Origin of the sequence: Vogesella amnigena (assembly GCF_042648905.1) — a bacterium.
In the GTDB taxonomy this organism is placed as follows: Bacteria; Pseudomonadota; Gammaproteobacteria; order Burkholderiales; family Chromobacteriaceae; genus Vogesella; species Vogesella amnigena.
On the sequence record NZ_JBHRYH010000012.1, the window covers coordinates 173957 to 185750 of the forward strand.

Annotated in this window: 12 protein-coding genes; 3 read left to right on the forward strand and 9 right to left on the reverse strand. The window is 64.0% G+C overall.

What is annotated here, in order from left to right; translation table 11 throughout:
* Positions 1-9: 9 nt before the first annotated feature.
* Positions 10-2784, forward strand: a complete 2775-nt coding sequence (locus ACFOKJ_RS06305; RefSeq protein WP_390277584.1) for an EAL domain-containing protein — start codon at positions 10-12, stop codon at positions 2782-2784.
* An 87-nt stretch (positions 2785-2871) separates the two neighbouring features.
* Positions 2872-3216, forward strand: coding sequence for a RidA family protein (locus tag ACFOKJ_RS06310; RefSeq protein ID WP_390277586.1), 345 nt, complete (start codon positions 2872-2874; stop codon positions 3214-3216).
* 87 nt (positions 3217-3303) lie between these two features.
* On the opposite strand, the gene ACFOKJ_RS06315 is transcribed toward ACFOKJ_RS06310, so the two are convergent.
* From ACFOKJ_RS06315 to ACFOKJ_RS06355, 9 genes are all read right to left on the reverse strand, one after another.
* Complete coding sequence (locus tag ACFOKJ_RS06315; protein WP_390277588.1) at positions 3304-4848, reverse strand: DHA2 family efflux MFS transporter permease subunit; 1545 nt, start codon at positions 4846-4848, stop codon at positions 3304-3306.
* Between the two features lie 12 nt (positions 4849-4860).
* A complete protein-coding gene (locus ACFOKJ_RS06320; protein WP_390277590.1) occupies positions 4861-6054 on the reverse strand; it encodes an HlyD family secretion protein in 1194 nt (397 codons plus the stop codon).
* Positions 6055-6058: 4 nt separating this feature from the next.
* The gene (locus ACFOKJ_RS06325) at positions 6059-7462 is read right to left on the reverse strand and encodes an efflux transporter outer membrane subunit (protein WP_390277593.1); all 1404 of its coding nucleotides are present in this window, start codon (positions 7460-7462) and stop codon (positions 6059-6061) included.
* A 121-nt stretch (positions 7463-7583) separates the two neighbouring features.
* Positions 7584-8096, reverse strand: coding sequence for a MarR family transcriptional regulator (locus ACFOKJ_RS06330; protein WP_390277595.1), 513 nt, complete (start codon positions 8094-8096; stop codon positions 7584-7586).
* A 22-nt stretch (positions 8097-8118) separates the two neighbouring features.
* On the reverse strand, positions 8119-9069 hold the full coding sequence (gene miaA / locus ACFOKJ_RS06335; protein ID WP_390277597.1) for a tRNA (adenosine(37)-N6)-dimethylallyltransferase MiaA: 951 nt from the start codon (positions 9067-9069) through the stop codon (positions 8119-8121).
* A 53-nt stretch (positions 9070-9122) separates the two neighbouring features.
* A complete protein-coding gene (locus ACFOKJ_RS06340; RefSeq protein WP_390277599.1) occupies positions 9123-9596 on the reverse strand; it encodes a heme-degrading domain-containing protein in 474 nt (157 codons plus the stop codon).
* 114 nt (positions 9597-9710) lie between these two features.
* Entirely contained in the window at positions 9711-9890 is a 180-nt protein-coding gene (locus ACFOKJ_RS06345) for a hypothetical protein (RefSeq protein ID WP_390277601.1), read from the reverse strand.
* Positions 9891-9927: 37 nt separating this feature from the next.
* Positions 9928-10188 carry a translation initiation factor IF-1 gene (gene infA / locus ACFOKJ_RS06350; protein ID WP_390277603.1) on the reverse strand — a complete coding sequence of 87 codons (261 nt, stop codon included), beginning with the start codon at positions 10186-10188 and terminating at the stop codon, positions 9928-9930.
* Between the two features lie 341 nt (positions 10189-10529).
* Positions 10530-11156 carry a LysE/ArgO family amino acid transporter gene (locus tag ACFOKJ_RS06355; protein ID WP_390277605.1) on the reverse strand — a complete coding sequence of 209 codons (627 nt, stop codon included), beginning with the start codon at positions 11154-11156 and terminating at the stop codon, positions 10530-10532.
* Positions 11157-11281: 125 nt separating this feature from the next.
* Between ACFOKJ_RS06355 and ACFOKJ_RS06360 the strand changes: the two genes are divergently transcribed.
* Positions 11282-11725: an Lrp/AsnC family transcriptional regulator gene (locus ACFOKJ_RS06360; RefSeq protein WP_390277607.1), complete on the forward strand. Its 444-nt coding sequence runs from the start codon at positions 11282-11284 to the stop codon at positions 11723-11725.
* Positions 11726-11794 lie beyond the last annotated feature (69 nt).

Here is an 11794-nt window from a genome sequence, read left to right on the forward strand (position 1 = left end):
GATGTCATCATGTCTACCTTCTCTCACGCCATGCCCGTCGTGCCAGACAACTATGCGCTCGCCAGCTGCAGCGCATGGCGGCTGCTTGCCATGCTGCTACTGTTTCCGCTACTGGCGGGGATAAGCACAGCGTTGGCCGCAGCGCAGCTAATGCCGGAAGTGGTGATCGTGCCACGCTTTGTGGGCGATCGCCTGTATGAGCGACAGAATCTGGTGCCGATGCTGCGCTGGTGCGAGGATCGAGACGGGCGCTCGGTGGAAGAAGTGCGCCAGCAGTGCAACTGGCAGCGATCCCGCCAGCAAAGCCTGCATTTTGCTTCCAGCCCGTCGGCATTCTGGTTGCACGTGCGTCTGCACAATATCAGCAGCGCCGACCGCAATGCCGTGGTGGATTTCGGTGTGTCGCGGCAGGACTATCTGGACTGGTATGTGCTGGATGCCAGCACTGGCATGCGTCTGGCGCAGGGCCGGGTTGGCGACCGGCTGCCCATGCAGGTACGCGAGTTGCCCACCCGGCGTCAGGGTATCCCGGTGCTGGTGCCGCCGGCCAAGGATATCGACCTTTACGTGCGCACCGACTCCTATGACGGCTGGCACCATATGTTGAAGCCGGTACTGCTGTCGGAAAAGACGTTTCTGGAATCCGAGCAGAAGCAGGATTTTGCCAATGGGCTGATTTTCGGGATGTTTGGTGCCATCGCCGCCGCATCGCTCACCGCCTATGTTGCTACCCGCGTGCGCAGCATTCTGCTATACGGCCTGGCACTGATCGGGCTGCTGATCTACAGCATGGTGATGAATGACTATGACCTGATGTTCATCTGGCCCAACGCCCCGGATCTGCACAACCGCCTGGCATTTTTTGCCGGGCCAGCCACTGTATTGTTGTACTGCGCGCTGGTGTTTGAATTGCTGCACATGTCCACCCGCCTGCCCCGCTGGGCCTGGCGCGGACTACAGGTGTGGAGTGTGTTGGCCGCATTGTCCTGCCTGCCTGCCGTGTTTGGTCATGTGTTGTGGTCGATGTACACCACCCTGGTGGCTGCCTGGCTCACCTTGCCGGCATTTGTCGCCGTGTGCTGGCTCGCCTGGCGGCAGGTGCCGGCCGCCGGTCTGATGGCGATGGCATTTGCTGCCCAGGTGCTGGCGGCGGTTCTCAATGCCTCACGCACCATGGGCTTGTTGCGCAATGTATCGTTCGACCAGTCCATCATCCAGCTGGCGGGCCTGTTCCAGGCATTGGTCCTGGCCTACGCCATGGCCCAGCTGCTGATCAAGATGCGCCAGGAAAACCTGCACTCCGCCCAACTGGCGCTGGAGGTACAGGCCAAGCTGCATGCCCAGCAGGAGCAAGAGCAGCGACAGGACAAGCTTACCGGCCTGCCAAACCGCTTGGCATTGGTGGAGTGGTTGCTGGCGCGCATGACCCAGCCGCGGCCGCTGGCGGTGATTCATATCGGCATTTCCGACTTCAAGGCGGTGAATGAACAGTACAGCCACCAGGGCGGCGACTATGCGCTGGTCGAGTTGTGCCGTCGTTGTCAGGCGGTACTGGGGCCAGGAGATTATCTTGCGCGGCAGTTGAGCGATGAATTCATCATGGTGCTGCACGGGGTGGATACCATCCAGGCTCTGTCAGTGGCATCGCAGCTGATGCAAAGACTGGCGCAGCCGATTCCATATGGCGAGGCCGAGATGGTATTGCGCTCGCGCATGGGCATTGCCACTTATCCGCAGGACGGCCGGGATCCGGAAACCCTGCTGCAGCATGCGCACATTGCCAAGCGTGAGGCCTCGCACCTGGCAAGCCGGATCCAGACCTATCACAACGGCAGCGACAAACTGTTCGAGCGCCGTAACCTGTTGCTGCGCGACTTGCGTTCGGCGATCGCCGCCGAACAGTTCCTGCTGGTGTATCAGCCCAAGCTGAACCTGGCGACTGGCCGTGTGGATACTGCCGAGGCAATGTTGCGCTGGGACCATCCGCAGCTGGGCCGGGTCTCTCCAGTGGAGTTCATTCCCCTGGTGGAGCGGGCAGATGCCACCTGGCAGCTCAGTATGTGGGTGCTGGAACGCGGTATCGCCCAGATGGCCAGGTGGCTACAGCGCGGCTACCGCATCGGTTTATCGCTGAACCTGTCGGCACAAGACCTCCACCACCGCCAGTTGCCGCAGCTGGTACAGGAGCTGCTGGAAAAATACGCGGTACCCGCCGAGCTATTGACGCTGGAGATCACCGAAAGCGGGGTGATGCAGCACCTGGACAGCGTGCGCCTGGTGCTGAATGCCTTGTGCGAGCAGGGGGTACGCTTGTCGATTGATGACTTTGGCACCGGCTATTCCTCGCTGGCCATGCTCAAGCAATTGCCGGTGACGGAGCTGAAGATCGATCGTGCCTTCGTGGCACCGCTGGAGCGGGATGACAGCGAAAACGGCGAAGATGCCGCCATCATTCGCGCCATCATTGGCATTGCCCACAGTGTGGGGATGCAAGTGGTGGCGGAAGGGGTGGAAACGCAGGCGGTGGCCAGAATGTTGTGTGACTGGCAGTGTGAGTACCTGCAGGGCTACTGGCTGACGCCGCCACTATCCGCCGAGCAGTTCCTGGCCTGGCAGGAACAAGGCGGCGAGCGTTTCATGCAGGAGCTGCAACCGACGGCGGCCATTGCTTCGCCACCGACCCTGATGGCGCTGCCAGCTGCCGATAGCGCAGCGGATAGCCTGTTTCCAGGCCTGGGTGGTGTAATGGGGGCTCCCATCATCAGTGGCGGTCAGGCCGGGTAGCGCAGCGTTATTGCGGCTGGTGCAGGCAGGTCGACGCTAGCCGGATATCGCGTACAATGCGGCCAACATGGTACAGGAGCATATTGCATGAGCATTCATCGTCATCTTCCCGGCAAGCGCATGTCCGAAGCCGTTATCGTCAATGGCCTGATCTACACCGTGCAGGTGCCGGAAAGCGGGCAGGGCGATGCCCGCCAGCAGACCGCAGAAACCCTGTCGCTGGTGGACAAGGTGCTGGCCGAGCTGGGTAGCGACAAGACCCGCATCATCGAAGCCACCATCTTCATGCCGGACCTGAACGAATTCGATCAGATGAACGAAGCCTGGGAAGCCTGGGTAGCCGAAGGCCATGCACCGGTGCGCTGCACTGTTGGGGCCAAGCTGGCACACCCGGACTGGAAGGTGGAAATCCGCATCGTTGCCGCCGCCTGAGCGGTAGCATAAAAAACGCCAGCGGGCATTGCTGCCAGCTGGCGTTTTTTTTGCGGCCAACGTTGGCCGCAGCCTGCGGCTGACTGGCTAGTGTCCGGCATCCACCACCGGTGCCGCGCCGGCTGCCGCTTTTGGCGGCCGCGAGAACCAGATCAGCCCGGTAATCACCACGAACAGGATCGCGCACAGCCAGAAGATCTCGTTGGCGCCCAGGAACATGCCTTGTCGGGTCACGTCGCGCGCCAGCATGGCGGCGGCCTGTTCCTGGCTCATGCCCAGCTGCTGCATGCTGCCAAGTGCCTGGCGCGTCGTGTCGTCATACAGGCTGATGCGATCGGTAAGCTGCACATGATGCACCGCTTCACGGTGCTCCCACTGCCAGGTGAACAGCGAGGCGCCGATGGAGCCGGCCAGCGTGCGCAGGAAGTTGGACAGGCTGGAGGCACTGGCCAGCTGCTGCGGCTTCATGTTCGACAGCGTGATGGTGGTCAGCGGCATGAAGAAACCGGCCAGCGCGATACCCTGCACGAACTGCGGCAGCGCCAGGTCGATGAAGCTCATCTCCGGGTTGAAGGTGGCGTAGCGCCACCAGAAGCAGACGGCAAACATCAGCAGGCTGATGGTCACCACCACGCGCATGTCCAGCCGGTGCGCGTTCTTGCCGATCACCGGCGACAGCAGCACCGGCAGGATGCCGATCGGCGCGGTGGCAAGGCCGGCCTCGGTGGCGGTGTAGCCCAGCTGGGTCTGCATCAAGAGCGGCATCAGCACGATGGCGCCGAAGTACAGCATGAAGCCGATGCTGACCGAGATCACCCCGACGCTGAAGTTGCGATCGCGGAACAGCGACAGATCGATGATGGGGTGGTGGTCGGTTAGCTCCCATACCATCAGGTAGCTCAGGCTCAGTAGCGCGATGATGCCGTAGAGCACGATCTCGCCGGAGTGGAACCAGTCCAGCTCCTTGCCGCGGTCCAGCATCATCTGCAGGCAGCCCACACCCAGCACCAGCAGCACCAGGCCCAGCTTGTCGATGGGCAGCTGCACGGTGGTGGTTTCACGGTGCCGCAGCTCGCGCCAGGTCAGCAGCGCCGAGGCTATCCCCACCGGGATGTTGATGAAGAAGATCCAGCTCCAGTGCCAGTTGTCGGACAGCCAGCCGCCCAGAATCGGGCCGAAAATCGGCGCCACGATGATGGTCATGGTCCACAGCGCCATGGCGATGGCCCGCTTCTGTGGCGGGTAGCTCTGCAATAGCAGGCTCTGCGACAGCGGAATCATCGGCCCGGCCAGCGCACCCTGCAGCACGCGGAACAGGATCAGCAGTTCCAGGCTGGGGGCGATGCCGCACAGCAGCGAGCTGAGCACGAAGCCCAGGGTGGCGATCAGGAACAGCCGAACTTCCCCCAGCCGCTTGGCCAGCCAGCCGGTGATCGGCACCGCGATGGCATTGGCCACGCCGAACGAGGTGATCACCCAGGTGCCCTGGCTGGTGGAAGCCCCCAGGTCACCGGCGATGGTGGGAATCGCCACGTTGGCGATGGTGGTGTCCAGCACCTGCATGAAGGTGGCCAGCGACAGCGCCAGCGTTACCAGCGTGCGCGAGCGGCCTTCCAATGGCGGATGCGCCATGCTGAAGCTCCTTTACTTGCCGAGGTTGGCCGCAACGATGTCGGCCACCACCCGGTCGGCCTGCTGCATGCCCTGTGCGAACACGCTGGTGGCCAGCGCCGGCTTGCCCTTGGGGGCGGCGAGCAGCAGCGGGCCGCTCTGGTCACGGGTATCCACTTCCACCTGCATCGACAGACCGAAGCGCAGCGGGTGGGTTTTCAGCTCGCGGGCGTCCAGGCTGATGCGCACCGGAACCCGCTGCACCACCTTGATCCAGTTGCCGGTGGCATTCTGCGGCGGCAGCAGCGAGAACACGCTGCCGGTGCCGGCGCCAAGGCCGGCCACCTTGCCGTGGTAGCTGACATCGCTGCCGTACAGATCGGCATGCAGGGTAACCGGCTGGCCGATGCGCAGGTTTTTCAGCTGCACTTCCTTGAAGTTGGCATCCACCCAGGCACTGTCCAGCGCGGCAATCGCCAGCAGCGGGGTACCGGGCTGCACGCGGCTGCCCGGCTGGGCGCTGCGACGCGCCACGGTGCCGGCCATCGGCGCGCGGATCTCGGTGCGCGACAGGGCGAGCCAGCTTTCCCGTACCGCGGCGGCGGCGCGTGCCACTGCCGGCTGCTGTTCCAGCTTGCTGCCCAGCACCAGCGCGTGGCTGGCATTCTTTTCTTCGCGACCGGCCTGCAGCGCGGCTTCGGCGGCCGCCAGGCTGGCGCGGGCGGTGCTTACCGCATCGCGGGCGTGCTGCAGTTCCTCGACGGCAATCGCCTGTTCGCGTGCTGCCTGCTCGCGGCGCGCCAGGTCGCCCTCGGCGCGGGCCAGGTCGCTGCGGGCGCGCAGCAGGTCGGCTTCGCGCTGCGCCAGCACGGCATCGGCCTTGCTGCTGCCGGCGATCAGCTGCCGGCTCTGGCGTACTGCCTGTGCCAACTCGGCCTTGGCGCGGTCGAAGGCCAGCCGCGCGTCGCTCTGTTCCAGGCGGACCAGCACATCGCCGGCAGCGACTTGCTGGGTGTCGTCGGCGTGGATGGCTACCACATTGCCGGCGATCTGGCTGGAAACCGGAATCAGGTTGCCGGCGACATAGGCGTCATCGGTGCTTTCCATGCCACGCAAGGCAAAGAACCAGTAGGCGCCGCCAACAATGCCGGCTACCACCAGTACGGCGGTCAGGCGGGTAAGGGCGGTACGGCGGGCGTTGTTCGGGGTGGTTTGTGCTTGTTCCATGGGCTTATTCCTTGTCGGCCGGCAGGCTGCCCAGCGCGCGCAGCAGCGCGGCCTGGGCCTGCAGACGTTGAGTGTGGGTATCCAGCGTGCTGAAGCGGGCCTGTTGCAGGCGACGGTTTTCTGCCAGCCCCTGTATCGGCGCCGCCAGGCCGGCGCGCACACGGCCGTTCACACCACGGGCGGCGGTTTCCCGTGCGGACAGGTTGGCCGCAGCAGCGTTTTCCGCCTGCTGCAGCACTTGCAGATTGCTGCTGCGGTCGGCGGTGTCGCGCATGGCGGCGAGCAGGGTCTGGTTGTAGTTGGCGACTGCCAGCTCGTAATCGGCAGTACGGGCATCGAGGCGGGCATTCAGTGCGCCATTGCTGAAAATCGGCAGCGTGATGGCCGGCAGCAGACGCAGGCTGCGGGCGCCGTAGCTGAACAGCTCGCCAAGCTCGTTGGAGGACACGTTGGCCAGCGTGCTCAGCTGCACATCGGGGTAGAAGTCGGCCTTGGCCGCCTTCACGTTCTGGCTGCTGGCTTCCACCCGCTCGCGGGCGGCCAGGATGTCGGCGCGCAGGCCAAGCTGACCGGTGCGCAGTTGCGGCAGCGCGATATCCCAGGCGGGCAACGCTGCGGCCGGCAGGGCGTCGATGCTGGCTTGCGGCTGACCGCTCAGCGCCGCCAGTGCATGGCGTGCCTGCGCTTCGCGCATGGCAAGGCGCTGCAGTTTTTCCTCAGCCTCAGCCAGCTGGGCGCGGTATTGCGCGACATCGTCCGCGGCGCTCAGGCCGCTGCGTTGCTTCTGCTCGCTCAGTTGCAGCTGCTGGCGTGCCAGTTGCACATCCTGTTGCAGCAGCTGCTGCCCCTGTTGTGCCGCACGCCATTCCAGGTATTGGCTGCTGAGTGCCCAGGCCAGCCACTGGCGGGCGTCATCGGCTTCCAGTGCCGCGGCGCGGGCCTGGCCGCGGCTGGCGGCCAGCTGGGCGCGGGTCTTGCCCCAGAAGTCGAAGCGGTAGGAGAGATCGACTCCCACGGTACTGAGGCTGGTCCAGCGTCCGGTGAGGTAGCTGGGCAGGTTGGCGTATTCGGAGATGCGTTCGCGGCTGAAGCTGGCGCTGCCATTGATATGCAGACCGTCGTTGCTGGCGGCCAGCTCGCTGCCGGCACGCGCGCTGCGCAGGCGGGCATCGGCCTGTGCCAGGCTGGGGGCGGCGCTCAGGGCGGTGTCAATCAGCTGCTGCAGGCTGCTGTCCGGGATGCTGCGCCACCAGTTGCTGGTTACCGGCTGGGCCTGCATCTCGCCGCCAAGTTCGGTAATGGTAAGTGGCTGGCTGCTGGGGGCTGAAACCTGCGGTGTGGCGCAGGCGGTGAGCAGCAGGCCAAGGCTTGCTGCCACCAGGGTGCGTTGCGGGTTATGTTTACGCATGTAATGATCACCTGCGTTATTATTTGTCGAAGAAAAAAGCAAGCGGGTGGCTTGCTTCTGTCGTTCATGCATGCTGGCATGAAACGCGCGTTCGGATTGTTTCCGTCTGTACTTTGCCGGCTCAGCTCTCGATGCTGGCCAGCAGCTTGCGCAGCAGTTTGTCCAGCATGGCCTTCTCGCTATCGTCGAAGTCGCGCCATAGCTCGCGCACGCGCTGGCGCTGGCTGGGCATGGTCTCGGCAATGAACTGCTGCCCGGCCTCGGTCAGTACCAGGATGGTCTTGCGGCGGTCATCGGGGCAGAACAGGCGTTGAATCAGCCCGCGTTCGCACAGGTCGTCCACCACCCGGGTGGCATTGGTGCGCGAGAACGACAGCGCGTCCGACAGCTCGGACGGGTTGATGCGTTGCTCCGGGCGGGCATACAGCACCATCAGTGCCATCCAGGTGGTTTCGTTGACGCCGAACGGCTTCAGCGAATCATTCAGATAGCTCAGCAGATAGGGCTGGATATGCAATGCCAGACGCGTCAGCAGCACCTCCTCGCGGGGGGAGCCGGGCATCTTGCGGGCAATGTTGTCGGTAGCTTGCTCGCAGGCGGCGAAGCTGTGACAGCTGGGGCGTGATTCTTGCATGGCTAGATGGTAACGTGCGTTACTATTTCTGGCAAGTGGCCAGCCAGTGTTCCATCTGGCGAGCCACCGGGGTCAGCAGGTCGGCTTGCTGGCAGTCCAGCTCGGTGTTTTCCGGCATGCCGCGCAGCCAGGTGAGCTGGCGCTTGGCCAGCTGGCGGGTGGCGGCAATGCCGCGAAAACGCAGCTCGTCGTAATCGAACAGGCCGTCCTGGTATTCCCAGGCCTGGCGATAGCCGACACAGCGCATCGATGGCAGCTCCAGCGACAAGCCCGGGTAGCGGCTGCGCACCCGGCTGACTTCGTCCAGAAAGCCCTGTTCCAGCATCTGTTCGAACCGCAGCGCGATTCGGTCGTGCAGCCATTGCCGCTCCTGCGGCACCAGCGCCAGCCGCAGCGCGGCAAAGTTGGCCGCAGCCGCACGGCCGCGCGCCAGCAGCGCCGACATCGGCTCGCCGCTGAGGCGGCATACCTCCAGCGCACGGCCGATGCGTTGCGAATCGTTGGGCGCCAGCCGGGCTGCGGTGACAGGGTCGATGGCAGCCAGCTGCGCATGCATGACCGGCCAGCCCTTGGCTGCCGCTTCGGCATCCAGTTCGGCGCGTAGCGCGGCATCGGCCTGCGGCAGGTCGGACAGCCCTTCCAGCAGCGCCTTGTAGTACAGCATGGTGCCGCCCACTAGCAGCGGGATATTGCCGCGCGCGCAGATGTCGGCAATCAGCCGGTTGGCATCGGCGTGGAATTGCGCGGCAGAGTAGGCGGCGGTGGGGTCGATGATGTCGATCAGGTGGTGCGGGCAGCTGGACATCTCGGCGGCGCTGGGCTTGGCGGTGCCAATGTCCATATCACGATACACCAGTGCCGAATCGACACTGACGATCTCCAGCGGGAAACGCGCGGCCAGCGCCAGCGCCAGGCCGGTTTTGCCGCAGGCGGTAGGGCCCATCAGCAGTACGGCACGCAGGGAAGAACTCATGGCGGCAAACAGGGGTTGGTCAGGGCGTCATTGTCGCACAGTTGGCCGCGCACCTACTGCAGCGTGGCCAGCAGGCTGGCCAGAGCCTGGCATGCCAGCTGGTGGTCGACAAGCTGTGGCAGCCCGGACACGGTAACGGCGCCGATCAGCCCGCCACTGCTCAGGCGCAGCGGAAAACTGCCGCCATGCGCGCAGTAGCGGCTGGCATCGATATGCGGCTGCAGTTCGAATTCGCGGCCCTTGCTGCGATGGTATTCACCCAGGTACAACGAGCTGTGACCAAAGCGCAGCACGCTGTTGCGCTTGCGTTCCAGCCAGTGCGCATTGTCCTGGCTGGTGCCGGCCATGGCATGGCTGAACAGCACCTGGCCATAGGCATGAATCTCGATGACCACGCTGGCTTGTTGCTGAAGAGCCAGCTCGCGCAGCAAACAGCCCAGCTGCCAGGCGTGGTCGTGGTCGAAGCGCGGCAGTTGCAGATCGCTTTCCTGTTGCAGCAGTTGCTGCAGGCTGGCGGTGGGGTGCATGGCGGCTCCTTGGTGCATGGTTGCCGCATTCTACCCAGCCTGCCATGTAGTACCCAGCATACAAAAACCCGCCATGCAGGCGGGTTGATGGTACTGCTACGACCGGTTCAGGTATTACGCCATGGTGACGCAGGCTTCGCCCTGGTAGCTGGCGCTGGCAATGCCGAAGATCGAGCGGAAGGTCACCATGAAGCGGCGGCCGCTTTGCTGGATGGACAGTACTTCAAACGAAATTGGCGAATTGTCGATTTGCTGGGTGATCTGGTCACCCTGTTTCAGTTCTTTGATTTTCATTGGGTATTTCCTTGCGGCTACCCGGTGTGGATAGCCGTTAATGGCGGCGCCTTGCGGGAGCCGCATATTCTGGTTTTGCGGTTGGGTGGCGGAAGTTGATGCGCCCCTTGGTAAGATCGTAGGGCGACATTTCCACCGTGACTCGGTCGCCGACCAGCACGCGAATGCGGTGCAGCTTCATCTTGCCCGAGCCGTAGGCGAGAATCTCCACGTTGTTATCGAGCCGGACGCGAAAACGCGATTCCGGCAGCATCTCGATGACAACGCCTTGCAGTTCGATCATGTCTTCTTTGGACATGGCAGCTCCAATCGTGAAATGGCAGCGCGCCACACGTGTATCAAGCACGGCGGCATGGCGAATGGCTTCGTAAACCTGAGCGGAAATTGCTGTGCGGGATGACAGCAGTTAAGGCAAGGCAGGCGGCTGTTGGGAACCGCCAGAGAAGAGTCGACGTGCAGTTTGCAAGTAAATACTTGATTTGTCAAATTTTTCCCGCGTGGCAACCGCGAGGGGGGCAAGCTGGCCGCCCCGCCGTGAGAGTGGGCATCCGAAAAGGCGAGTGTTGCCATCGATTGCCCACGGTCCGGCAGCGGGGATCGCGCAATGGTTCCGTGCATGCAGCGCCATTCGGCCTGGTATCAGCCGGCAAGCAGCGGTGTCAGCGTGCGCCAGGCGATGCCCATGGCGAAGGCCAGCAGCAGCAGCCCGCACAGCCGGTCCAGCCACTGCCGGCCACGGCTGCCCAGCCGTGCCAGCAGCCGGCCGCCGCCATAAGCCAGCAACAGCCACCACAGCGCCGAACCACAGAACACGCCCAGTACCATCAGCACGGCATCCGCGCTGTCCGGTGCATGTCCGCCTGCCAGGCCGGCAAATACCGCGATGAAGGACAGAATGGTCATCGGGTTGCTCAGCGTCAGCGCCAGCGCGCTGCTGTAGGCGGCAAACAGCTGGCCCCCCTCGTGCGCGTTGGCCGCATGCTCGGCTGGCGGCCGGCGCAGGGTAGCCACACCCAGATACAGCAGCACCGCGCTGCCGGCCAGCGCCAGCGGGGTAGCCAAAGCCGTCAGCCAGCCAATCAGCACCCCCATGCCGGTAGCGCCGATGCTGGCATACACCGCATCCGCGGTGGCGGCGCCAAGACCGGTAACCAGCCCGCGCGCCGGGCCGTGGCGCAGCGTGCGCTCAATGCACAGCAGCCCGATGGGGCCGACCGGGGCGGCAATTGCCAGGCCAATGCCGAACGCCTGCATGAACAAGCTCATGGTTAACTCCTGCAAGATGATTGCCATAGTGTGCCGCTGACGACGGCGCGCAACCATGCCATGCTGTTGGTGGAAGTGCAGTTAAGCCTGTGTTTTTCAGGTATATCGGCAAATGGACCTTACAAATGGAAATAGACAGCAAATCCTGGAGCATTCTGCAGGCGCTGCAGGGCAATGCCCGCCAGTCGCTGACCGAACTGGCGCAAAGCGTGGGCATGTCGGTGCCGGCGGTATCGGAACGGGTAAAGCGGCTGGAAGAAGCGGGGGTGATACGTGGCTACCACGCGGTGGTGGCGCCGCTGAGAGCCGGTTACGCGCTGTCGGCGCTGGTGGGCATCACCGTGCCGCAGCCGGCCAAGAAAACCCTGCTGGAACGGCTGGAAGCGATGCCGGAGGTACAGGAGTGCCACCATGTCACCGGCAATGATTCCTATGTGTTCCGCCTGCTGGCGCGCGATGTGTCGCACCTGGAGCTGCTGGTATCGCGGCTGAACGATCTGGGCGAGACGCGCACCAGCATCATCCTGTCCACGCCGATCAGCCAGCGGCCGGTGCTGCCGCCAAGGTAGCGGCAGAACTTCCGCCTGACGCTGCCGGTCATTGCAGCTGGCGCCGGGTCAGCCGGGCCTGGCTTTACT

Excerpts from the sequence above, each read along its gene's own strand:
- ACFOKJ_RS06345 (WP_390277601.1), bottom strand. The coding sequence starts at position 9,890 with ATGAAAATCAAAGAACTGAAACAGGGTGACCAGATCACCCAGCAAATC.
- ACFOKJ_RS06320 (WP_390277590.1), bottom strand. The coding sequence starts at position 6,054 with ATGGAACAAGCACAAACCACCCCGAACAACGCCCGCCGTACCGCCCTT.
- infA (WP_390277603.1), bottom strand. The coding sequence starts at position 10,188 with ATGTCCAAAGAAGACATGATCGAACTGCAAGGCGTTGTCATCGAGATG.
- ACFOKJ_RS06330 (WP_390277595.1), bottom strand. The coding sequence starts at position 8,096 with ATGCAAGAATCACGCCCCAGCTGTCACAGCTTCGCCGCCTGCGAGCAA.
- ACFOKJ_RS06325 (WP_390277593.1), bottom strand. The coding sequence starts at position 7,462 with ATGCGTAAACATAACCCGCAACGCACCCTGGTGGCAGCAAGCCTTGGC.
- ACFOKJ_RS06315 (WP_390277588.1), bottom strand. The coding sequence starts at position 4,848 with ATGGCGCATCCGCCATTGGAAGGCCGCTCGCGCACGCTGGTAACGCTG.
- ACFOKJ_RS06310 (WP_390277586.1), top strand. The coding sequence starts at position 2,872 with ATGAGCATTCATCGTCATCTTCCCGGCAAGCGCATGTCCGAAGCCGTT.
- miaA (WP_390277597.1), bottom strand. The coding sequence starts at position 9,069 with ATGAGTTCTTCCCTGCGTGCCGTACTGCTGATGGGCCCTACCGCCTGC.
- ACFOKJ_RS06340 (WP_390277599.1), bottom strand. The coding sequence starts at position 9,596 with ATGCACCCCACCGCCAGCCTGCAGCAACTGCTGCAACAGGAAAGCGAT.
- ACFOKJ_RS06305 (WP_390277584.1), top strand. The coding sequence starts at position 10 with ATGTCTACCTTCTCTCACGCCATGCCCGTCGTGCCAGACAACTATGCG.
- ACFOKJ_RS06360 (WP_390277607.1), top strand. The coding sequence starts at position 11,282 with ATGGAAATAGACAGCAAATCCTGGAGCATTCTGCAGGCGCTGCAGGGC.
- ACFOKJ_RS06355 (WP_390277605.1), bottom strand. The coding sequence starts at position 11,156 with ATGAGCTTGTTCATGCAGGCGTTCGGCATTGGCCTGGCAATTGCCGCC.